The organism is Rouxiella silvae (genome assembly GCF_002093625.1).
Taxonomy (GTDB): domain Bacteria; phylum Pseudomonadota; class Gammaproteobacteria; order Enterobacterales; family Enterobacteriaceae; genus Rouxiella; species Rouxiella silvae.
Genome location: NZ_MRWD01000003.1, coordinates 38878 through 61806 on the forward strand (window position 1 = coordinate 38878; position 22929 = coordinate 61806).

General features: G+C 50.4%; 19 protein-coding genes. 8 read left to right on the forward strand and 11 right to left on the reverse strand.

Annotation, left to right across the window (positions count from 1 at the left end; all coding sequences use genetic code 11):
- Positions 1-38: 38 nt before the first annotated feature.
- Both BS639_RS02015 and BS639_RS02020 read right to left on the reverse strand, forming a co-directional pair.
- Positions 39-2480, reverse strand: a complete 2442-nt coding sequence (locus BS639_RS02015) for a DUF3772 domain-containing protein (RefSeq protein WP_084982122.1) — start codon at positions 2478-2480, stop codon at positions 39-41.
- Between the two features lie 195 nt (positions 2481-2675).
- Positions 2676-4319, reverse strand: a complete 1644-nt coding sequence (locus tag BS639_RS02020) for a multidrug ABC transporter permease/ATP-binding protein (RefSeq protein WP_084982123.1) — start codon at positions 4317-4319, stop codon at positions 2676-2678.
- A 155-nt stretch (positions 4320-4474) separates the two neighbouring features.
- Here BS639_RS02020 and BS639_RS02025 point away from each other — a divergent pair, with 155 nt between their 5' ends.
- Positions 4475-5764 carry a DUF445 domain-containing protein gene (locus tag BS639_RS02025; protein ID WP_084982124.1) on the forward strand — a complete coding sequence of 430 codons (1290 nt, stop codon included), beginning with the start codon at positions 4475-4477 and terminating at the stop codon, positions 5762-5764.
- A gap of 92 nt (positions 5765-5856) precedes the next feature.
- On the opposite strand, the gene BS639_RS02030 is transcribed toward BS639_RS02025, so the two are convergent.
- On the reverse strand, positions 5857-6954 hold the full coding sequence (locus tag BS639_RS02030) for a glycerol dehydrogenase (RefSeq protein ID WP_084982125.1): 1098 nt from the start codon (positions 6952-6954) through the stop codon (positions 5857-5859).
- Positions 6955-7423: 469 nt separating this feature from the next.
- On the opposite strand from BS639_RS02030, the gene BS639_RS02035 reads away from it, so the two are divergent.
- A complete protein-coding gene (locus BS639_RS02035) occupies positions 7424-7603 on the forward strand; it encodes a hypothetical protein (RefSeq protein WP_055773677.1) in 180 nt (59 codons plus the stop codon).
- A gap of 114 nt (positions 7604-7717) precedes the next feature.
- Here BS639_RS02035 and BS639_RS02040 read toward each other — a convergent pair whose 3' ends face one another.
- Entirely contained in the window at positions 7718-9373 is a 1656-nt protein-coding gene (locus BS639_RS02040; protein WP_055773678.1) for a glucan biosynthesis protein D, read from the reverse strand.
- Between the two features lie 499 nt (positions 9374-9872).
- Between BS639_RS02040 and BS639_RS02045 the strand changes: the two genes are divergently transcribed.
- Positions 9873-11297: a pyridoxal phosphate-dependent decarboxylase family protein gene (locus tag BS639_RS02045; RefSeq protein ID WP_084982126.1), complete on the forward strand. Its 1425-nt coding sequence runs from the start codon at positions 9873-9875 to the stop codon at positions 11295-11297.
- Positions 11298-11392: 95 nt separating this feature from the next.
- Here the strand turns inward: BS639_RS02045 and dsrB are convergent, their stop codons facing one another.
- The 5 genes from dsrB to BS639_RS02070 all read right to left on the reverse strand — a co-directional run bounded on the left by dsrB (position 11393) and on the right by BS639_RS02070 (position 15267).
- Positions 11393-11587: a protein DsrB gene (gene dsrB / locus BS639_RS02050; protein ID WP_139804028.1), complete on the reverse strand. Its 195-nt coding sequence runs from the start codon at positions 11585-11587 to the stop codon at positions 11393-11395.
- Between the two features lie 249 nt (positions 11588-11836).
- Positions 11837-12049 (reverse strand): transcription antiterminator/RNA stability regulator CspE, encoded by a 213-nt coding sequence (cspE, locus tag BS639_RS02055; RefSeq protein WP_009635141.1) that lies wholly within the window; start codon positions 12047-12049, stop codon positions 11837-11839.
- A gap of 429 nt (positions 12050-12478) precedes the next feature.
- Positions 12479-12826 carry a hypothetical protein gene (locus BS639_RS02060; protein ID WP_055773681.1) on the reverse strand — a complete coding sequence of 116 codons (348 nt, stop codon included), beginning with the start codon at positions 12824-12826 and terminating at the stop codon, positions 12479-12481.
- Positions 12827-12982: 156 nt separating this feature from the next.
- Complete coding sequence (locus BS639_RS02065) at positions 12983-14041, reverse strand: NAD(P)-dependent alcohol dehydrogenase (protein ID WP_055773682.1); 1059 nt, start codon at positions 14039-14041, stop codon at positions 12983-12985.
- Positions 14042-14256: 215 nt separating this feature from the next.
- Positions 14257-15267 carry an AI-2E family transporter gene (locus BS639_RS02070; RefSeq protein WP_055773683.1) on the reverse strand — a complete coding sequence of 337 codons (1011 nt, stop codon included), beginning with the start codon at positions 15265-15267 and terminating at the stop codon, positions 14257-14259.
- Positions 15268-15447: 180 nt separating this feature from the next.
- Here BS639_RS02070 and BS639_RS02075 point away from each other — a divergent pair, with 180 nt between their 5' ends.
- From BS639_RS02075 to BS639_RS02090, 4 genes are all read left to right on the forward strand, one after another.
- Positions 15448-16107 (forward strand): epoxyqueuosine reductase QueH, encoded by a 660-nt coding sequence (locus BS639_RS02075; protein WP_055773684.1) that lies wholly within the window; start codon positions 15448-15450, stop codon positions 16105-16107.
- A 283-nt stretch (positions 16108-16390) separates the two neighbouring features.
- Positions 16391-17080: a DUF969 domain-containing protein gene (locus BS639_RS02080; RefSeq protein ID WP_055773685.1), complete on the forward strand. Its 690-nt coding sequence runs from the start codon at positions 16391-16393 to the stop codon at positions 17078-17080.
- A complete protein-coding gene (locus BS639_RS02085; protein WP_084982128.1) occupies positions 17077-18027 on the forward strand; it encodes a DUF979 domain-containing protein in 951 nt (316 codons plus the stop codon). Before BS639_RS02080 ends, BS639_RS02085 begins: the two co-directional genes overlap by 4 nt.
- Before the next feature lie 66 nt (positions 18028-18093).
- Entirely contained in the window at positions 18094-19080 is a 987-nt protein-coding gene (locus tag BS639_RS02090; protein ID WP_084982183.1) for a DUF2891 domain-containing protein, read from the forward strand.
- Positions 19081-19136: 56 nt separating this feature from the next.
- On the opposite strand, the gene lpxA is transcribed toward BS639_RS02090, so the two are convergent.
- Positions 19137-19925: an acyl-ACP--UDP-N-acetylglucosamine O-acyltransferase gene (gene lpxA, locus BS639_RS02095; protein ID WP_084982129.1), complete on the reverse strand. Its 789-nt coding sequence runs from the start codon at positions 19923-19925 to the stop codon at positions 19137-19139.
- A gap of 379 nt (positions 19926-20304) precedes the next feature.
- Here lpxA and BS639_RS02100 point away from each other — a divergent pair, with 379 nt between their 5' ends.
- The gene (locus BS639_RS02100) at positions 20305-21936 is read left to right on the forward strand and encodes a phosphoethanolamine transferase (RefSeq protein WP_084982130.1); all 1632 of its coding nucleotides are present in this window, start codon (positions 20305-20307) and stop codon (positions 21934-21936) included.
- A gap of 1 nt (position 21937) precedes the next feature.
- Here BS639_RS02100 and BS639_RS02105 read toward each other — a convergent pair whose 3' ends face one another.
- Positions 21938-22831, reverse strand: coding sequence for a LysR family transcriptional regulator (locus BS639_RS02105; RefSeq protein WP_084982131.1), 894 nt, complete (start codon positions 22829-22831; stop codon positions 21938-21940).
- Between the last annotated feature and the right edge of the window lie 98 nt (positions 22832-22929).

Sequence of the window (22929 nt, forward strand, 5' to 3'; positions counted from 1 at the left end):
AAAGCAGGGTTGAACTCCAACCCTGCTCTATTAGCCGCTTACTCCTCGGTTGGTGCAGTCAGCTTATCGGGATTAGCCAAAATCATCGTCTGCGTGCGGCCCAACGATACGCCTGCTTCACGCAGCTTCTTGAGGATTTCGTACAGCAGATCACTTTTAGTTCTGCTCACTACCCGCGGACTGCTGACGTAGCCGGTCACACTCAGCACGATACCGTCGGGCCCGAGCTGGCTAAAGGTGACCGACGGCTCTGGCGTGTCCTGAATTGACTCGTGCGCCTGATAGGCTTCAATCAGCATATTTCGCACCGCTTCTGGGTCAATATCCAACGGGAAGGTCAAGGCAATCGTCGCCACACCTTGCGCATTACCCATTGTGGCGTTGCGCACGTTTTGAGAAATGAACTGCGAATTGGGCACAATCACCGTTGAGCGATCGCTGAGTTGCAGCTCAGTAGCACGCACATTGATACGGCGAATATCCCCCTCTACCCCGCCAATACTCACTAAATCACCCACTTTAACCGGACGTTCGGTCAGCAAAATCAGGCCGGAGATAAAGTTTTTAACGATTTCCTGTAAGCCAAAACCGATACCTACCGACAGCGCACTGACAATCCACGCCAGCCTGTTCCACTCGATCCCCAGCACAGACAGCGTGATCAGAATAACCAGCACCAGTCCGATGTTAGAAAATAGCGTAACCAAAGAGGCCCGCATGCCGCGATCCATCTTGGTTTTAGGCAGGAAATCATTATCGAGCCAGCGTTTTGCGGAGCGCAAGACGTACCAACCCACAATCAGGAAGATGATCGCATTGACCGCGTGGGCAGGAATAATATTAAGGTGCTCAAGTCCCTTGCCGCCCCAAACGTCCACCACTTTGCTGAACAACTCCAGCGGCGTCGTGGTGCCAAAGTTACCGCCTAGCAACAGGGTAACCGCAATCAGCAACAGCATAGTTTTCGCCACCGCTGACAGCAGCGTAGCGGCGAGCGAAAGGTGACGATCGTCGAGGCTCAAGGAGTGTTTCAGCAATCTGCCGCTGGCCGTCGAGGGAGAAAACAGGCTTTCACTGAAGTCGATAGCCATGTGCATCAAAATATACAGACAGGCAATAACGGTGCCGACCCACAGCAGTTCGTAGGTCAGGAAGCGCGCCAGCGGAATATAGCCAATCAGCAGCGCAACAAAGATGGCAAACGCAATGACGCTGGTACCCAAGTGCAGCAGGCCGGCCAGCGTGGATCGCGCTTCGGGCTGCTCACCCTGCGCCAGCATTTTTCGGCGCTGGCGGTTAACGCGCATCGGGGCAAACGCGGCGCTTACCGCCACCAGCAGCGCCGACATGCCGTTGCCGAACAGCGTTACCGCCACGCTGGTTCCCACCAGGTTGTTAATGCCTTCAATCAGGCCAAAAATAAGAATAAAGGCCGACAGCATTTTGGGGAAGCTGTCGAGGGTTTTGGCCACCGGATCAGCAATACCCGGCAAACGCCAGGACGGGTGAGCAATAGAAAGCAGTGACCGCCCTAACCCGACAATCAGTGCCGAGAAAATAGAAAGCTTGAAGATTAAGTCACCGGTTTCCTGCACCCAGTCGCTCACGTCAGGCATGCGGGTGAAGGCCAGCGAAAACAGCTCTGCCGCACCGCCCAGAGTCATGATAGTGATCATCGCCGTGGCAAAGGCGAAGAAACTGCGACGCAGACGGCCCACGGGCAACCAGCGCGGCGTGAGCCAGGCCAGCGGAATATCCAGCACTCGACCGCCAAATATGCCAATCAACAGTGCCGCAATTAACAGCAGCCCGCTGCCAATACGCCATTCAGGCTGAAACGCGAGATGCCAGGCATCTTTCATCTGTTGGCGGTATTCACCAAAGCGCTCAGCGTCATCACTCGATGGTGAGGTTAGCGCCGACCAGAAATTACCGCCCAATATACTGCCGGTATTTAAGGCCAACTGCGTTTTAAGCGCGTCGCGACGCAGCCCGGCAATTTGTGCAGAAAGGTTATTGGCGCCGGTTTTTATCGCCCCAGCCTGCTCAATCTGATTATCCAACGCCGTTTTACTGGCATTAAGGTCTTTACGTTGCTTAATGACTTGGGGCGTTTCGGGTAACGCACCGGCCGCAGGCGCGGGTCCTAATACGTCCACTTTGGCCTGAACCTGCTGACGCAACGGCTGCAACGCCGTGCCTAAGGTATCGGCGTCCCCTGCCAGTTTGAGTGCCTCATCGCTAAGACCACTCAGCGATTTGTCATTTTTAGCGCTGGAAACTGCCTGTTTAATATTATCCAGTCGTTTCTGTAAAGCAGACAGCGCGGCAGGCGCATCAATCGGCTTAACCACGGGTGTATCGGTGCTAGATTGCTGTTGGTCGTTGGCATCGTCAGTCGCCGCGCTGGCCAGCAGAGGAGAAAACGTTAACGCTAATAACAGGGCGACGAGGAACGGTGCCCGGAAAAGCTTTTGCATGAGGTGAATTACCCAAAGTTTTATGTGTCGAAAACGAATTCAGATTTTCAGGAAAGAGAACTAATAGTTTGAGTAATTTTAAACTGTTCAGCGAAGGTATGCTATGTAAGCCAACTCTTAAAAATATAAAACGAAGAAAAAGAGATTAACGACAGCAGAAAGTGTGGGGACCGAAGCCCCCGCACCGGCAGAAAGCTAGTTTATAGCCGCAACGGCATCGCGCGATGCCTCGTCACGTTGGCTGCCCATCAGCTCGTGCAGCCGCCCCTGACGCATTTCGAGTAACCGGTCGGCGTGCGGGAAGTAGCGATCGTCATGACTGATGGCCAACACGGTTTTGCCCATTGCCGTAAGCTGTGGCAACAGATCGCGGTAAAAGACGCTGCGAAACTGTGGATCCTGATCTGCTGCCCATTCGTCAAGCAGAAGAAAATCTCGCCCTTCCGCCGCCGCCAGCAGCAGAGCAACGCGCTTACGCTGCCCTTGAGAAAGCTGAAGGTTGGCAATTTTATTGTTCTCGATCTCTAGCTTGGCGGTCATTTTTAACTGGTTCAGCCAGTTTTCGACAATTTTCGGGTCCGGCGGCTGGCCGTTTGGCCCCATCATTTGACCAAAAAGGTGGAAATCGGTAAATACCGCCGAGAAAAGCTGGCGATAGTCTCCGATATTTTTTGCCTCAATCACGACGTCATCGAGCAGAATCTGGCCCGACTGCGGGGTATAAAGCCCCGTCAGCAGCATGGCCAACGTCGATTTTCCACTGCCATTACCGCCAATCAAAAACACCATTTCACCGCGTTTGATCGTGAGGTTTAACGGACCCACGGCAAAACCCTGACCTTGATAAGTAAAGGTTAAATCACGCAGTTCGAGCCGCTGCCATTGTCTGTTTGGCAGCGCTTGGGCAAACGTCGGTTGATATTCGGCCAGACGCAGAGTTTTAAGCTTATTGAAGGCCACCTGAGCGGAGAGCAAAGTCGGCAACGCCCCCACAGCTTGCAGCAGTGGCGTGCGTAAAAACAGCAGCGTCAGTGAAAAAGTGGCAGCAACGGCATTGTCTGACCAACCCAGCGAGTTCGCCATGTAAAACACCATGCCGATAGCGCCGAGCATCATGATATTTGACCAGTTAACTGCACTCAGGTGGAAAGTGTCTGCGCCAATAACATGTTTGCGGTAGGTAGCCGCATCTTGCTGATATTCTTCCTGATAAATCTGCTGGGCGCGCTGACGATTAAGCGCCAACTCTTTGCGCCCCTGAATCACCGTTTCATAGTCTTTCTGTAAACGGTCTTCTGCCTCACGCACGTGGCCGAGGTGGCTATACACTTTCGCCACCAGTTTAAAACTGACCCAAATCGTTACCACCAACCAAACCACGGTCACTGCCAGCATTTTAGGCGATAGCCAAGCCAAGTAGGCAGCGCAACCAAGGGTAAGAATAATACCCTGCAGCAGCTCGGGAAGGCGTACAAACGCCAGCGTAATATTACGAATATCGCTGCTCAGGCTGGCGAGCAGCTGCGCACTGCCAATCTGCTCGATGCGTTCAATGTCGGTATCCATTATGCGTTTGATAAACTGACCGCGCAGCTTATAGACAAAATGGTGCCCGAGGGCGGTAAGTGCCAGCTGAGAGCCTAGCGTAATCACCATCAGCAGCAGTAACAGTGCCAAAAACTGCGGCAACACGGCCACAGAGGTGTGTGAGGTTTCAATAAGCTTGATATTAATGAAGGCAATGAGTCCGACTCCCAACGCCGCACTGGCCAGGCTTAACGCAATTACGCCGATGAACGGCCAGCGATATTGTTTAAAAACGACGCGCAAAAGCTCCATCTCTATTTAATCTCTATTAATTTTTTAACTGGACGCAGTGTAAAGGCCCGCGCAATGAGATCAAGACTAATTCTCATTTTCTCTCATACGCTTAAAGTCTGAAAGCGTGCGTAAAAAAGCTGACATACGGTGTCACATCGTCCTAAACTTCTGTAATGGACAAAGAAAATGAACTCAGAAGAAGTAAACGTAACGCGCTGCTGCTGCTGTTAACTGCCGCAGGGCTGTTTGCGATCACCCTTTTTTTACCGCCGAATTTTTGGGTCTCAGGCTTAAAAGCCATCAGCGAAGCAGCTATGGTGGGCGCCCTCGCCGATTGGTTTGCGGTGGTAGCACTGTTTAAACGCGTACCCATCCCTTTTATTGCCTCACATACCGCAATCATTCCTAAAAACAAACATAAGATTGCCGATAATTTGGCGATTTTCGTGCAGGAAAAATTCCTCGACCCTGGCTCGCTCGTACGATTGATTCGCCAGCATGATCCGGCGCAGGCCGTCGGCAACTGGCTGACGTCTGAGGAAAACGCCCGTCAATTTGGCGGATATCTGGTCAGCATTATCCGCAACTTTCTGGATATTACCGACGATCGGCGCATTCAGCAGCTGGTAAAAGACGCACTGTATGCGGCAATTGACAAGGTTGACCTGTCGAAGTCGGTCGCCACGCTTTTGGAAAGCCTGACCAAAGAGGGTCGCCATCAGGCGCTGCTGGACCAGGCGATGCAAAAACTTATTGCTCTGCTTGAGCAACCGGCCAGCCGAGAATTTATTGCCGCGCAGATAGTGCGCTGGGTAAAACGTGAACACCCGCTCAAGTCAAAAATGTTGCCAACGGAGTGGCTGGGTGAAAACGGTGCTTCGATGGTGTCAAATGCGATCAATTCGCTACTTGATGATATCGGTAACGATCGCGGCCACGCCCTGCGCCAGAGCTTTGACCATGTGGTGGGAAAATTTATTGTCCGTCTGCAAAACGACCCAAAAATGGCGGCTAAAGCGGAAGAAATTAAAGATTATCTGAAGAACGATCCGAAACTGAATCACTATGTTATTGGACTTTGGGGCGACCTGCGTCAGTGGATTAAGGACGATCTCGACCACCCGAACTCAATGCTGCATGCGCGGGTTACCGAATCAGGGCTGTGGCTTGGAAAGATGCTGAGTCGTGATCCTGCTCTGCGTGAATCGATGAATAAACAAATGGAAATATTGGCCGCAAAAATGGCGCCGGATTTCGCCCAGTTTCTGACACGCCATATTAGCGATACGGTTAAAAGTTGGGACGAGAAAGACATGTCCCGGCAGATTGAACTAAATATTGGTAAAGATCTGCAGTTTATTCGTATCAACGGCACGCTGGTCGGCGCAGGGATCGGACTGATACTTTACCTTATCTCACAACTTCCTCAGGTTGTTCCGATAGTATGGCAATACGTTCGTTAGCACGTTACTAACTGATAATAAAAAGTATATTTGCAAGCCGCCTGAGTAAAATATGAGTTTTCTCTGAGGCGGCTTGAGCATGGCACGTCCTGTTATTTCACCGTTTTACTAAAGGCGTCTACCGCTAGAATGGCGTTGGCGACGTCCTCCGGAGAAAGATTCGGATTAAGATTGCCCAGCGTATCTCCTTCGCCACCGGCCAATGCCCCCACCTTAACCAGATTTTCATAGCTCTCCTGGTCGAGGTGCATCTCTTTCAAGGTTGTTGGCATATTGATAGAACGGTAGAAACGCACGTATTTTGCTATCTCGTCATCGGGACGTTGTTCAAGCACCATCTGCGTCAGGGTGCCGTAGGCGACCTTTTCACCGTGCGTGAGATGATGCACGTCACCTTTAATGGCGGTAAAACCGTTGTGAATGGCATGCGCACCGGCAAGACCGGCATTTTCAAATCCCAAACCGGAAAGCAGCGTGTTTGCTTCAACCACCGCATCAACGGCTGGCGTGACCAGATTTTGTTCAACGGCGGTGTAGGCGCTGAAACCGTAAGTCAGCAGCGTTTTCTCGCAGGCTTCTGCAATCGCCATACCTGCGATAGTGGGCGCGCCCCCCACCATTGAAGAGGAGTGCGAGCGAAGCACTGCCTGAGCTTCAACGTAGGTTGCCAGACCATCGGCAATACCCGAGGCAAAGAGCCTCACCGGTGCCTGAGCGCAGACTTGAGTATCAATCAGCACCAGATCAGGATTCTTATTGTAAAAGCGGTAGGTATCAAACACGCCTTCATCGGTATAGATAACCGAGAGTGCGCTACAGGGTGCATCGGTTGACGCGACGGTGGGCACGATAGCGACACACTGCTGTAATTCGTCGGCAATCGCCTTTACGGTATCAAGCGTTTTACCGCCGCCAAGGCCCACTACAACGTTAGTGCCCTGCTTGCGCGCCAGGTTCACCAGTCGGGTTATCTCATTGCTTGAGGCTTCACCGTTAAACGGTTCATAGTGAAATTCAACATTGGATTTTTCCAGAGAGCACTTCACGCGCTCACCCACAATACTCCATACCATTTCGTCCGCGATCAGAAAGGATTTTCCACCTAGCGCGGGGAGGTATTCGCCGAGTTCGTCAATTACGCCACGACCTTGAACGTATTTCCGTGGGGAAGAAAAGATAAATTTACTCATAATTCACACCTCTGTATTGGAAGTTTTTATGATGGGTTTTCTGTGGTTGGTTTTTATGATTAGTCATGAGGCCTTACTGAATGTATTACGTTCAGCTTAGTCTCCAACACACCAAAACTCATTACCGATGGGTGAAATAATCGCTATTAAATAACTAAAATGTGACATTGAATCAATAAGTTAAAATAATTTTACTCAATATGTCATCTTCATGCCTCTCACAAAACAAATTTATAACATTTAGCTAACCTAATAATAATATTGAGTCAAAATGTTATTGATTTGATGCTATTCCTTAAAAACCACTTAGCTTTTGCTCAATTTTAACTATCAAATCTATCTATAAAAACGGTTTTACCTTACAGAGGCGATCCGCGAAAATATAACCATTAAGAGAGAGAGTAAGTTGCTAAAGCCAGGATGTTGTTGGCTATCGATTTTATTATTAATGATGATTAACAGGAATTTTATGTACAACTTTCAACGTTATCAGGCCAAAGAGTTAGCATTAGCTTACATGAGCAGCAAAGCGCACGATTTATCGCCTGAGGAGTTTTTGGAACAGCTGAAAAAAACGGAAGGGTCTTTTGATAATCTGCTTAAGCACGGCCACGATGTCAAAAGCGGTTTATTGGTGAAGGCTTTCTAATTCGTTCAGTCACAAAGTGAGTCTCACAAGCAAGAATTAAAGCGAACGCCGTTGAAAATACGGCATTCGCTTGCACTTCCTCTACCCACTATCTGAAATCAAAAACTCTTACGTTTAAGACATCTGTCGATCGTCTACGTACTTACGCTTGTCCGCTGCCGGTGGGAAATACTGATACAACCACGTTTCACTCAGCGCATGATCGTGGGAGCGCAGGAACATACGCAGCTCAACCGGCTCAGCCGAGTCGCTGGTCGGAGTCCAGTCGAACAGGATGCGATATCCGTCAAACGGCTGAACGTACAGAATCTCAATGCTGCTTATTTTGCCCGATGACACCGTGATGACAGGCTCGATACCCTTGTCGGCGTAGGCTTTGAGCTCTCCACCAATGAAGTCCACGCCAAAGCGACGTGCCCACACTGTTGGATAGTGCTCGCCCGGCGCCCAGCCTTCCGGGAATCCGCCCATGCCAGTACGGGTTGCCAATACTTTGGCCATTGGGCTGCGCACCGGGGGTTCGCCGCTCCAGTAAAGGCGATAGCTAAAGTCTACAGAGTCTCCCGCTTTAATCGGCTTTTCAGGCTGCCAGAAGCACACTACGTTATCGAGGGTTTCACCGGTAGTCGGGATCTCCATCAGATTAATCGACCCTTTGCCCCAGTTGCCTTTTGGCTCAACCCACAGGCTAGGTCGCTTGTTGTACCAGCCGATCACATCCTGATAATCATTGAAATCGTGATCCAGCTGCAGCAAACCAAAACCTTTTGGATTCTCATCTTCATAGGCGTTGAACTGAAGTTTCTGCGGATTGTTCAGCGGACGACAAACCCATTCGCCGTTCCCACGCCACATTGCCAAACGATCGGAGTCGTGGATCTGCGGATGAATAGTGTCACAGCGCATACGCTCGTTGGTGCCACAGCTGAACATGCTGGTCATCGGTGAAATGCCCAACTGCTTCACGTCTTTGCGGGCATGCACATGCTTGTCGATCTCCATGACTACGCGTGTTGGCTCGCAGTGAATGGTAAAGCGATAGGCACCGGTAACGCTTGGGCCATCAAGCAGCGCGTAAACGACAAAAGTGGTGGAATCAGCTTTTGGGGTTTCAAACCAGAACGACACAAAATCTGGGAACTCTTCAGGCTGATCCGTGAAGGTATCTATCGATACACCACGTGCAGACAAACCGTATTGATAGGTATCGTCAACGGCACGGAAATAGCTGGCGCCCAGGAAGGAGACCACGTCGCGCTGTGTCAGCTCAGGTGCCTTGTTCACTTTAAAACCGGCAAATCCAAGATTCGATTTACCTTCAAGCTGCTTGGTATCAACACCCGCATCGTGATAGTTAAACAACTCTGGGCGGAAGTGGATTTCACGCGCCTGATTCTTGTCACCGTCGAGTGCAAACATTTTCACTCTGCGTTTGAAGCCCATGCCGACGTGGAATAACTCAACGTCCAGCTGGCGGTTTGGAATATCGTGCCACAGTGAATGGGCGTGATCGTACTGAATGCTGTTGTAGGCCTGTGGGGTAAGGTTCGCCAGCGTATCTGGCAGTGCCTCAGGTGCGCCGCCATAGGGTTGTTTCGCTAAAGAAGCGGCCATTTTCTGCAAAACGGAGAAATCAAAGGCGGTCGCGCCGCCGTCGGCGACATTACCCTGCGCCGCTTCGGCAGAACCGGTGAACAGTGAGGCCATCGCAGGCACACCACAATAGGCAGCAAACGCCATTGAAGCTTTAATAAATGCTCTTCGTTCCATGCCGGAAAGGTTTCCTTTGGCTTAGCAAATGTATGATCCCGACAGCACTTTCTGGGATGTGAGCAAACTCAAACATCGTTAAACAGCGGTGCCATCGAGGTTAAAAATTACGACCCCAAGGCTAACTTAAAATTCACATCACGAGTACCATAAATTGAACTCATTCAGCTAATAAAGTGCTTGCAACATAATGCAGTTCCGGCGTGTCAAGGCTAGAGTATATGCGGGCTGAGCGTAAAATATGCATCACCTGTAAAACCGTTCATCTCTGCCATTACTGCCCACTTATACAATGATTTTTAAGACCATTCTGTTACACGCTGCAAACAAAAAACGCCCAATACTGTTATTGGTGGAGGCAATCACTAACCTTTCATGCTCCTCATTTTTACTGAATTCAACATGAAAATAAGTCGTTATTCAGCATCGAGTAAATAGGCTAGCGTAGATTTCATCACCGCTTTTCCTATTTTATTGCGACTTCAACAGGACGTTATTTATGCATACTCTTTTGCAACACGACTTGGACCACCTGCCCGAGATTCTAAAACAGGCCTGCGATACAGCGCTAGCACACCTTAGCGCTCTCCCTGAACGCCCCGTTTGTGCCCCCGAAGAACATCAACACTTAAAGCTCGGCGACGATCGGCTGCCGGAAACCGGCGTAGGGGCGCAGCTGGCAATTGCGCAATTCTGGCAAGATTATGCCCAAGGTTTCTCTGCCAGCGCGGGTCCTCGCTACTTCGCGTTTGTCACCGGGGGGGCAACGCCGGCAGCGCTGGCCGCAGATTGGCTAGTGAGCGCGATTGACCAGAATACTCAGCTGCATTTTGACTCTGTGGCGTCGGCTATCGAACTGGCAACCATTAGCCAGTTGAAACAGCTGCTGGGCCTACCAGAGAGCCAGTGTGGCTCTTTTGTCAGCGGTGCCACCATGGCTAACTTTGTTAGCATGGCGATTGCGCGGCAATGGCTGGGACAACAACGCGGCGTAGACGTAGCTCAACAGGGCCTGCACGCACTCGGTCCCATTCGAGTGATTTCCGCGGCTGCGCACTCAAGCAGCGTTAAGGCGTTAAGCATGCTCGGAATTGGCCGCGATGCGCTGGTCAACGTGGCGACACTGCCCAACAGTGAAGCCATTGATCCGCAAGCACTGGAACAGGCACTCATCGAAAGTGACGGCCTGCCAACCCTGGTTCTGGCCAGTGCTGGGACAGTAAACACTGTGGCCTTCGACAACCTGCCCGCCCTGCTGGCCCTGCGCGAACGTTTTGGCTTTTGGTTGCACGTTGACGCGGCGTTTGGCGGCGTGGCTGCTGCATCTTCGCTCTATGCGCCGCTGCTTGAAGGCTGGCAGCAGGCGGACTCCATTACCGTTGACGCTCATAAATGGTTGAATGTGCCGTATGACAGCGCGGTACAGTTTACCGCCGGGCAGCATCTCGCTCTGCAGGTTCAGGTATTTCAAAATCACTCTGCCTATCTCGAGCCGCCGAGTGTCAGGCCAGACAACTACCTGCACCTTACGCCCGAAAACTCGCGTCGCTTTCGCGCTTTGCCCGTTTGGATGGCGCTAAAGGCCTACGGTCGTGACGGCATCGCCGAGATTATCGATAGAAACGTCACGTTGGCTAAAAAATTGGCGAGTCAATTAGAACACACGCCGGGATTTAAGCTTTTGGCACCGGTTTTACTGAATGTGGTCTGTTTTGCCCTCGATTCCGCCGATGGCACGCCGGGTGAAGTCGCCAAACGTAATCAGTTTCTCAAACTTTTAGACAAAGCGGGCGTGGTTCGCTGCACGGCAACTACGCTAGCCGATAAACCCGGTATTCGCGCGGCGTTGGTAAACTGGATGACGGAAGAGGTTGATATCGATTTGGCACTTCAGTCTATGATTGAATGCAGAAATGCGGTGTGACGGGTTAATCTTTTAGTGACTCGAACGGGAGAGTTCGCCCACCTGCAAAGAGAATCGGACGCAGGTGGGAGATTCAAAATCAGCAATATGGGGGGCTAATGCACGTCACGCGGCTCAACGAAAGTTCCGTCTTTACTTTGTGTTTCGTTGAAGAACCAAATGCCTGCCGGATATTCATCTAGCGAGACTAAGTACATCACCCCTTCATAAAACGTTTCAACCGCTAGAACTTTACCCTCGCGACGCGGACCACCGTCAGTTTTTACCGTCACCAGATCGTTAACCTTCATTAGAGTGCCTCGTGAAATTGATTTGAGCCGCGATGGCGAGAAGTATGGATGTCTTCATCGTCAGTTTATTCTAGTACATTGCGCGAAGGAAATGACAAAGCGCAAGAAAAAGGTGAGGAGATACAGAGATTAAGAGGTTGGAGTCTGAACAGAAAATGATTCTTGGGGCCAAAAAATGGCAATAAAAAACCCGCATCAGCGGGTTTTTGTAATCTACTTTATGCGCTGTAAAACAGCGAATAAGCGAGATTAGATAGCGGTAACGTTAGCCGCTGACGGACCTTTAGCACCGTTCTCGATAGAGAACTGTACGTTCTGGCCTTCAGCCAGGGTCTTGAAACCTTGATCCTGGATTGCAGAGAAATGTACGAATACATCTTTGCTGCCGTCTGCAGGAGTGATGAAGCCAAAGCCTTTAGACTCGTTGAACCACTTAACTTGACCTTTCATCAAATTTGACATGCGAATTACCTTTTAAATATAAATTTTGCCGCCATGGGCATGTTATAGCCGGATTTCAGTCGTTACTTATGGAGGCACTAAGAAGGAAATTCGTCAGATCAGTGTTATCAAAGATAACTCATTAAATTGGAACAACTTTACTCAGGATGTCGTGCATAAATAGGTCTGTACCACAGGCCGAGAGCTATTTACTCATGACTGCCGATCAATAGCAACTCTTTTTAACACTTACTGTGAGTAATCACCCTAAACTGTCTGATTTACGCGCATAGCGATGGTTTAATCATCGTTTATGCTGCTGTTTTTAAATAAGTTGCTGTTAAAAAGGATGTGAGAGAAAGCGAAATAAAAAAACGCTGAAGGTTTTTACCCGAAATTGATGTCGGGAAAAACATTCAGCGTCAATGATTTGTGTTGAATGTGAAGACGTTACTCCATCATTTCTGACACGGCGTGGCGCACATAGGCCGTAATTTGCGCCAAATCCTCAGCTTTCGCACTGTCTCCGCCAATCGAACGCACTCGGTTCTCGAGGTGGCCGATGTCCTGCTCGACTTTATGAGCAATCTGTACTTTAACGATGGTATCAACAGAAGAAATAAAGGCCCGCATTACTGCTTTCAGCGCAAAAATTTCAGAGAACGAGTCGTAGGCCAGCTTTTCGGCAGGCGCACTCTGCGGGCTCGGTTTGTTGCGCGGTGGCAGGTTCTTCAGGTTGTCTACGTGTTCAATAATCAGATCTATATCTCTGATTAACTCATCAAAATTCTTAGCCACTGATTTTCCTTCGCTCGGCGAAAGCAGAAGAATACCACTGCGGCAACAGCGGGAGAAGTCGGCAGGGAAAGGAAAGGTGAAATTTAAACAAGAAGCGCCTGTCCACGGCAGTGAACAGGCGCCAGAAAGGTCTAAATAACTAAAAAGCGCGGTTAATTAGGCGTTTTTTAGTGAGTCCATGTCGATAACGAAGCGATATTTCACGTCGCTGTTCAACATGCGGGTATAGGCTTCGTTGATCTCATCCATTTTGATCATCTCAACGTCGCAGCCGATGTTGTGCTCAGCACAGAAATCCAGCATTTCCTGGGTTTCAGCAATACCGCCAATCAGTGAGCCAACCAGACTTTTACGGCCCATGATCAGTTTACCGGCGTGAACGGCAGGCTCTACTGGCTCAATCAGACCGACTAGAATATGTACACCATCACGTTTTAGCGTGTCGAGATACGGGTTCAGGTCGTGTTGGTGAGGCACGGTGTCAAGAATGAAGTCAAAGTGGCCTTTCACTTCCGCCATCTGTTTTTCATCGGTGGACAATACGACGTGGTTCGCGCCCAGGCGGCGAGCTTCCTGCTCTTTACCAGCCGAACGGGTGAACAGTGTCACGTCTGCGCCCATCGCGTGAGCAAATTTCAGGCCCATGTGACCCAAACCGCCCAGACCGACGATCGCGACTTTATGGCCCGCTTTCACGCCCCAGTGTTTCAACGGGGAGTAAGTGGTGATACCGGCACACAGCAGTGGTGCAGCCGCCTTAAAGTCGAGAGCTTCTGGTACACGCAGAACAAACTTCTCGGAAACCACGATCTGCTCAGAATAGCCGCCGTAGGTCATCATGTTGTCATGACGGTCAGGCGTGTTGTAAGTCATGGTCGCACCTTCGAGACAGTACTGCTCGAGGTCTGCTTCGCAATTCTCGCAGTGCTGACAGGAGTCAACCATGCAGCCAACGCCGACGGAATCGCCGACTTTAAACTGAGTGACTTTTGAGCCAACGTGCGTCACGTGACCAATGATTTCATGACCTGGAACCAGCGGATAAACGCTCTGGTGCCATTCGTTACGCGCCTGATGGATGTCGGAGTGACAAACGCCGCAGTATTTGATGTCGATAACCACATCGGTATCACGTGGGTCGCGGCGGATAAAGTTGTGGGGTGCCAGCTCGGTCTCTGCGGACTGCGCGGCAAAACCTCGGACGTTAAGAGTCATCTGTTTTCTCCTGAGGGATAACGAAAGAATTCAGGCGACGACCAGAGGGTCGCCGCCGGTATGGATTATGAAGACTTTAAAAGGAACATCGTTATAACGATCCTCTCTAGTACTTGCCTAAATCTGTTTTTTTCAAGATTTTTGGTTAAGCGCTGCACAGCGTACAGGCTTAACCAATATTTGATACGTCTTGCAGGGACGCAGGAGTAAGGGGGTTAAATCAGTCGTGCGGTTTTCAGCTCACTCTTGAGATAAGCATAGTAGATAGGTGCCGCAACGACACCCGGCAGGCCAAAGGCTGATTCAAATATCAGCATCGCCAGCAGTACTTCCCAGGATTTTGCATTGATGCGCGTACCTACGATCCTGGCGTTCAGGAAGTACTCAACCTTATGAATAATAATCAAATAGCCCAACACTATTGCGCCGACCCACAGTGAAATCGACAGACCCACAATGCAGATAACCGTATTGGAGATTAAATTACCCACCACCGGCAGCAGTCCGCAGACGAAGGTAAACACCACCAGCGTTTTCGACAGCGGAAGATGTATGCCAAACATCGGCAAAATGCCGAACAGGAACACGCCAGACAAAACGGTATTGATCAGTGAAATCTGAAATTGTGCAAAAACGACATTACGAAAGGACTGACTCAGCAAACGCATACGCTGCATCAGGTCATTCTTTAATGGCGCATGCTGTTCTTCGCCTACGCCCCTTTGCAGCGAAATAATCGCCCCCAGGATCATCCCCACCAACATGGTCACAAAGGTGTGCGCCGCGTTTTTACCTGCGGCTTGCAGCATCACAACGTGCTCACGCATCCACTGAATAAACTCGCGCTGAAGCTCTTCCAGGTTAGCCGGCAAATAGTGCAGCATCACCGGTGAAAGTCGACTTTGCGCATCGCTTAGCAGGTGACTTACCTTGTCATTAAAGGCCGCAGGATTGCGTACATCGTGCAGCAGGAAGGTCACAATACCCATCACGGCCAGAATCAGTGCGCTCACCACGACGGTGCTAATCAGCGCCACGACTAGCCATCGCGCACGTTCACCGCGAATGATTTTCTGAAAATGTGGGGTCAGTGCATTAACCAATTCATAAACGATAAAGCCCGAGATAAAACATCCCAGCAAATGCAGCGGAAGGATCAGAAACAGTCCACCCAGGATAATAAACAAACTCAGCCAACGGATATGATGGGGTCTCATTATTTGCATTTCTGCATCCTTACTAAACGTAATCACGGGTCACGCCCCGCCCTTTTAAACATCATAGCACCGAACTTTCTTCACCTTGAATCATAAGCCAGGTTCATCAAAATTTTGACATGAGAATTCAGTTCTCTATCATTCTCTTATTGAAAATAAACAAAGTAATGTGAACTGACAGGCCAAAACATGACCGATTTGATTCGTGACACTCTTTCTTTGCCGCAGGGTCATAACAAACTGCTGCTTCACTCCTGCTGCGCGCCCTGCTCCGGCGAGGTGATGGAGGCTATCCAGGCTTCAGGGATCGAGTACGCGATATTTTTCTACAATCCTAATATTCACCCACAAAAGGAGTACCTGTTGCGCAAGGAGGAGAACATCCGCTTTGCCGAACAGCACAACATTCCTTTTATCGATGCAGATTACGATACTGATAACTGGTTTGAACGCGCACGCGGCATGGAAAAAGAGCCCGAACGCGGCATTCGCTGCACCATGTGTTTTGACATGCGCTTCGAGCGAACCGCACTTTACGCGTTTGAACACGGCTATACAGCAATCTCCAGCTCTCTCGGCATCTCGCGCTGGAAGGACATGAAACAAATAAACGGCTGCGGTCATCGCTCGGCCGCGCCTTATCCAGGAATGGTCTACTGGGACTATAACTGGCGTAAAAAAGGCGGTGCCGCGCGAATGGTCGAGATAAGCAAACGTGAACACTTTTATCAGCAGGAGTATTGCGGCTGCGTCTATTCTCTGCGTGACACTAATTTGCACCGTAAATCTCAGGGACGCGAGCTGATTAAACTGGGCGTGAAGTTTTATGGAGACGATGACGACGAATAATACGCCGCGCATCCTGCCACTCAATAACCCGACTTTATGTCGGGTTATCCCCTACCTTCTCTGCCTGACCCCACACTATCGCAAAATCCTATGATGCCCTCGCCGATGAAACTTGCTTAACTTAGTGCTGCTTGTTACTTTCCGGTCTTGCCGTTTTTAATGCATTTTTGATTAATTAATTTAATAAAAAATATATACCTATAAATCAAGCTTATAAAGCTTGGTATCACGTTAAATCACGCGGTTATTTTTGTATAAAAAGTTTAACAACAGGGGTTAAAAAATGTGGGTTCTCATTGGTATTCCCATCGTCGTCCTTGGCTTCGCGCTGCGGTTTAATCCGCTGCTGGTTGTCACTATTGCCGGTATCTCGACCGGTCTCGCCGGCGGTATGCAGACCGTTGAAATCGTCAGCGCATTCGGTAAAGCATTTACCGACAACCGCTACATGGGCCTGGTTTGGCTCACCCTGCCGGTGATTGCCATTCTCGAGCGCAGCGGACTAAGAGAGCAGGCCAAACATCTAATATCTAAGATACATGCGGCTACCACGGGTCGCGTGCTGATGCTCTATTTTCTGATCCGTCAATTAACCGCCGCGCTAGGTTTGACCTCGCTGGGTGGCCACGCACAGATGGTTCGTCCACTGATTGCACCGATGGCTGAGGCCGCTGCGACCACCAAATATGGCGACTTGCCTAACGACGTACGCCAGAAAATTCGCGCCAATTCGGCTGCGGTGGATAACATCGCGGTATTCTTTGGTGAAGATATTTTTATCGCCGTGCAGTCCATCCTGCTGATTAAGGGCTTCCTCGACCAAAACGGCGTGTTTGTCGAACCCCTGCATCTTTCCGTATGGGCGATCCCGACGGCCATTGCCGCCCTGATTATCCACTTTATACGCCTTTGGCTGCTTGACCGCTCGCTTGCCAAACGCTTTGACGGCCAGCATGGGAGCCTCGGCAAATGATCACTTTAAATACCGTTTATATTATTGCCGGACTGCTGTTTGCCGCCTTTGCTATTTTTAACCTGCGTGATAACACCAATCCAAAACGTTTCATCAATGCGCTGTTTTGGGGAATTTATGCCATAACCTTCTTGGTCGGCACGGAGTTACCGCATTTTGTGACCGGCTGTATGGCCATTTTGCTGGCCGTTATTGCAGGAACCGGTCAGTTGGGGAAAGGCAAAAACGACACCAACCAGCCCGGCGTTCAGCTTAAGCGCGAAGCCAACGCCAAACGCTTCGGAAACAAGCTGTTTATCCCTGCTCTGCTTATTCCGCTGGTTACCTTGGTCGGCACCCTGACGCTTAAATATACGCCACTGGTCGAAACCAAAAACGTGACCTTGATTTCGTTGGTTCTCGGCACTTTGGTCGCGTTTTTAGTCGCATTATTGATGCTGCGCGACTCGCCCATAAAAGCAATTAAAGCCGCAGGACAGACGATGGATACCGTCGGCTGGGCGGCCATACTGCCCCAGATGCTCGCGGCACTGGGTGGCCTGTTTGCATTGGCTGGAGTGGGCGGCGTGGTGGCCAATCTGGTCAAAGACGTGATCCCGATGGGTTCACCGCTGGCAATTGTGATCGCCTACACCTTTGGCATGGCATTATTTACTATGATCATGGGTAACGGCTTTGCCGCATTCCCAGTGATGACCGCCGGTATCGGTTTACCGCTGATCGTTCATCAGTTGGGCGGTAATCCGGCTATTATGGGCGCAATAGGCATGCTTTCAGGCTTCTGCGGCACGTTGATGACCCCGATGGCCGCCAACTTCAACATTGTGCCCGCGGCGCTGCTGGAGTTACAGGACAAGTACGCGGTTATCAAGACCCAGGCCATGACGGGACTTTTACTGCTTCTGGCCAACACGGCGTTTTTGTATTTCTTCGTGTTCCGCTTCTAACTGAAGCGGCACATTTATGGAGGCGATTAATTGAATCAGCCGAATACTCTACAATTGACGCCAGAAATGGCGTCACGCTTTGCCTCACTGGCGTTAAATCATTTAACCCGTGAATATCCGAATAAACTGATGCACGCGCTTTCCGGCCCTGAAGACGCAAAAGGACCTCGCGCGCTGCACCCTATTTTCTATGGCAGTTATGATTGGCACTCCTGCGTTCACGGCTACTGGCTGCTGCTGCGACTGCTCGACCGGTACCCTGAGCTACCGGAGCGTGACAAAATCATCGCCGTAGTAGAGGCCCATTTCACCGCCGACAACGTGGCGGGCGAGATGCACTACCTGCAACAAAAACAGCATAACGGCTTCGAACGTCCTTACGGCTGGGCATGGTTTTTGGCGCTGGCTCAACAGCTTGATGCCATGACCTTACCGCAGGCGAAAGGCTGGGCAAAAACGCTGGCACCGATGACTGAATTTTTTGTCAAAAGCTTCTGCGATTTTCTGCCCAAAGCCACTTATCCCCTGCGCGTCGGCAGCCATTTCAACACCGCTTTCGCACTGGCATTGACGCTCGACTACGCCCGCAGTACGGCGCGTAAAAAGCTGGTATCAATGATTGAGGAGACTGCACTGCGCTGGCATTTGGAAGACGTGAACTGTCAGGCCTGGGAACCGGGAGGGGATGAGTTTCTTTCGCCGTCGCTGATGGAGGCAGAACTGATGCGCCGCGTATTGGCACCTCAGGCGTTTATTACCTGGTTCGGTCGATTCCTGCCACATCTGGCGCAGGGGCAGCCTGAGACGCTGTTTGTTCCCGCCACAGTCACTGACCGCACTGACGGGAAAATTGGGCATCTGGACGGATTAAACCTCAGCCGCGCCTGGTGTCAGCGTTCACTGGCCGCCGCGCTGCCCGCTGGGGACGCCCGCATCACCCTGCTGGCTCGCTCCGCTGATAAACATTTAAACAGTGCGCTGGGTCATCTTGACAGTGATTATGCCGGTGAACACTGGCTGGCAACCTTTGCTCTGCTGGCATTGGAAGCTTGATAACACAAGGCCTCTGCCATCACCGAGTTGGGCGAGAACAGAGGCTGTGCCAGCGCTTAGCGAATAACGCCGCGCTTTGAGCGGGCAAAGAAGTGTTCAAAACAGACCAGCATTGAGTATTCAGTCTGCTGGTATGCAATTTCCTCTCTCACGACCTCGATTGGCTCCGCACAGTGATACATACGCTGATAAAGCTGACGAATAATCAACCTTAAATGTGGGTCCTCGACCCAACGCAACAGCGCCGCTTCATTGACCTCAATCGGTCTGCATCTATTCCCCTCGGCGAGGACAAACGGCGGAACATCCTGAACCACGCATGAACCTGCCATCACTTCGCAGGCTTGCCCGAGAATACAAAACTGATGCACGGCGGCAAGCTTCCCGAGACACACATGGTCATCGACTTCAACGTGTCCGGCCAGTACGCCGCCGAGACCCATTTCAACCGCATTACCCACCACGCAGTCGTGTCCAATATGCACCTGATTAAGAAAAATATTATCATTGCCGATGGTCGTTACGCCCGCTCCCTGCACGGTACCGCGATGAAACGTCGCTTTCTGACCAATCTGATTACGATGGCCTATTTCCAGCCGAGTCGGCTCTCCCCGATACTTCAAGTCCTGATTAATCTCACCGAGTGAACAGAATCTATCGATAAAATTATCCCTGCCGATACGGGTGTGTCCGTTAATCACGCCGTGGGAAAGAACAATCGTTCCCTCACCTATCTCTACATTGCGTTGAATATGACAAAAAGGACCGATGCGAACGTGTGCACCGATAATCGCGCCCTTTTCAATAATACTGTTACCCGCGATAACGGCAGATGAGTGGATCACGTTAGAAATCTCCAGATGTTGTATCTTCCTGATAGCAGGAAAAAAAACACCGGCAATTAATTCGCACAGGGCAAAATTAAGGAGGGAATGAGCAGGAAAAGGAGGGTCAATACTCTTTGTCTGCGGTATTCAGGGGGCTAATGCGTTAAGAATGCCCAAACGTGACCTGACTCACATAGAGTAAAGAAAAAGGGCAGGCAACCCAGCATAGTTTAATTTATATATTTTTTGAACCTTGTCAGGGTTGCACGTTCATGAATTAATTATTAATGCTTTCTTAAGCTTAACGGTTCAGGATGTGCGATCGGCTCAACGCGGCATGCGTTAAAGCCAGTTTTTCTTGGGCATCTTTGCCAACCTGAGCCTATTGGAGCCAGCATTGCGAAATTTCATTCCTAAAATCAGCTATTTTTGGCTGACGATGTTGTTAAGCCTTTATTTCACGTGTGTTGTTAACCTTCCGGTCCTGCTGCATTTTTATCAAATCTTGCATGCTCTTTCGGCTTACAAAATTGGCTTTGCTTTATCTATTCCCGTGGTGCTTTTTGCCGCGTTGAACTTCGTGTTTACACCGTTTACCTTCAAACCCCTACTCAAGCCGTTCTTTATCGTCCTGCTGTTGATAAGCGCCATCGCCGCCTATGCACAGCTGGTGTTCCACGTGATTTTTGATCGTGGAATGATTGAAAACATCGCTGAAACTCAGCAAAGTGAAGCCTCCTCTTACTTAAATGCTTCAGTGGTGACTTGGTTTGTCCTCACTGGCCTGCTCCCTGCGCTGCTGCTGCTCAAAGTGCCGGTCGTTTATAATCAGACAGTGCTCAAACGGCTCGGCGTGCGCGTACTTTCAATGCTTGTCTCACTCGCGCTTATCGGTGGGGTAGCGACCCTTTATTACAAAGACTATGCCTCGGTGGGCCGCAATAACCGCACGCTAAACCTCGAAATATTGCCAACCAACTATCTTTACAGCGGTTTTCAGTACATTAATCACAAGTATTTGAGCACGCCGTTGCCGTATGAAAAAGTGGGTACCGATGCCAAACTGGTGCAAAAAGCAGGAGAAAAACCGACGCTGATGTTCCTGGTGATTGGCGAAACAGGCCGCGCCCAGAATCAGTCCTTTAACGGGTACGACAAGCCAACCAATAGCTTCACGCAAAAAACGCCGGACATGGTGTTCTTTAACCATGTCAGTTCGTGCGGCACTGCCACGGCAGTCTCCGTCCCCTGTATGTTTTCCGACATGAAACGAGTCGATTTCAACAACGAACGAGCGCATCGCAGCGACAGTTTTCTCGATATTTTGCAACGGGCTGGCGTAGCCGTATATTGGAAAGACAACGACGAAGGGTGTAAAGGCGTGTGCGATCGTGTGCCAAACGTCACCATTGATACCAAAAAGGACGGCAAATTCTGCGACGGTGAAACCTGCTACGACGCCGCGCTGCTCGAAAATCTTGACGACAAAATTGTCGATGACGGAAAGAACAAACTGATTGGTCTGCACCTGATAGGCAGCCACGGCCCGACCTATTATCAGCGCTATCCCGACAGTTTCCGCTTCTTTATGCCCGACTGTGAGAGAAGTGATATTGAAAACTGCAGTCACGAACAGCTGGTCAACACCTATGATAATACCGTGCGTTACACCGACTACGTGCTGACGCAGGTGATTGCCAAGGCTAAGCAGTACCAGGACAAATACAATGTCGTGATGATTTATCTGTCGGACCACGGAGAGTCACTCGGCGAAGACGGTCTCTATCTGCACGGCACGCCGTACAGCGTTGCGCCACCGCAGCAAACTCACGTGCCAATGATGTTCTGGCTTTCGCCGCAGTACGCGGCGGCACAGGGGATTTCGCTGAGCTGCTTACAGACTGAAGCAGCAAAGAATGACTATTCGCAGGATAACCTGTTCCATACCGTTCTTGATGCTATGGACGTTAAAACCACGGCTATCGATCCCACCCTGGATATCTTTAAGAGCTGTAGAACGGCCCAGTAAATCATGATGAAACCACCCGCCGCTCAATTTCTGCTACAAAGGCATTGAGCGTCGGGTCATAACTGTGTTTTTCACTGTTGTAACGCAGATACAGCGCCGTTTTACGCACCGCGCGTTTTCCCAACGGCAACATTATCAGCTCACCTTTCTGCAAACGCGCCATTACGCTATGCAATGGCACCCAGCCATAACCCACGCCGTGAGCAACCGCCTCAATAGCCGATTCAATGGTGGTAAAACTCCAGCTTACCGTCTCATAAGGCTTACGTTTTTCATCGCGCTGCGAGTCACGGTCTACCAAGGTTATCAACGGGTAACGCGCCAACTCGGTATTGCTAATCGGCCCAGTACTCAACAACAGAGGGTGGCCGCTTTTAACCACTGGCACAAACTCCACGTCAACCAACCAGCGGCTGTTAAGGGTATTTTCGACGGGCTGAGTCGTGATGTAGATATCGGCAGTGCGCGCCTGCAGCTGGCGGTCAGTTTCATTACGCAAAATTTCAGTTAACTGCAGCTGGGTGTCGGGAAATGTCTGTTGAAAAGCCTGCAGGGCCGAAAAAAAGCTCTCTTTAGGAAACACTGCATCCACCACCAAGCTTATCTGCGTGCGCGCGCCCTGACGCAATCCATGCGCTCGTGCCTCAAGCTGAGTGAAGGCTGCGATCAGCGGCTGTGCCTGAGACAGTAGCGCTCTGCCCTGCTCGGTTAGTTCAGCTTTGCGGCCAACAATTTTTAACAGCGGTAATCCAAGCCGCTCCTGCAGACTGGAAAGCGCATAACTTACCGATGACTGACTGCGAAACAGCACTGCCGCCGCTTGAGCATAGCTTCCTTCAGTGACCACCGTCTGTAATACAACCCACTGTTCCAGCGTGGTGTGTGGCAGTTCCATAGCTAACCCATCTAATTATTAGATATATATCATCGTATATCAGCGTTATTCAATCGAATTTGCAAGGAGTAAATTGGTTTTATCGCAACAAATTACGG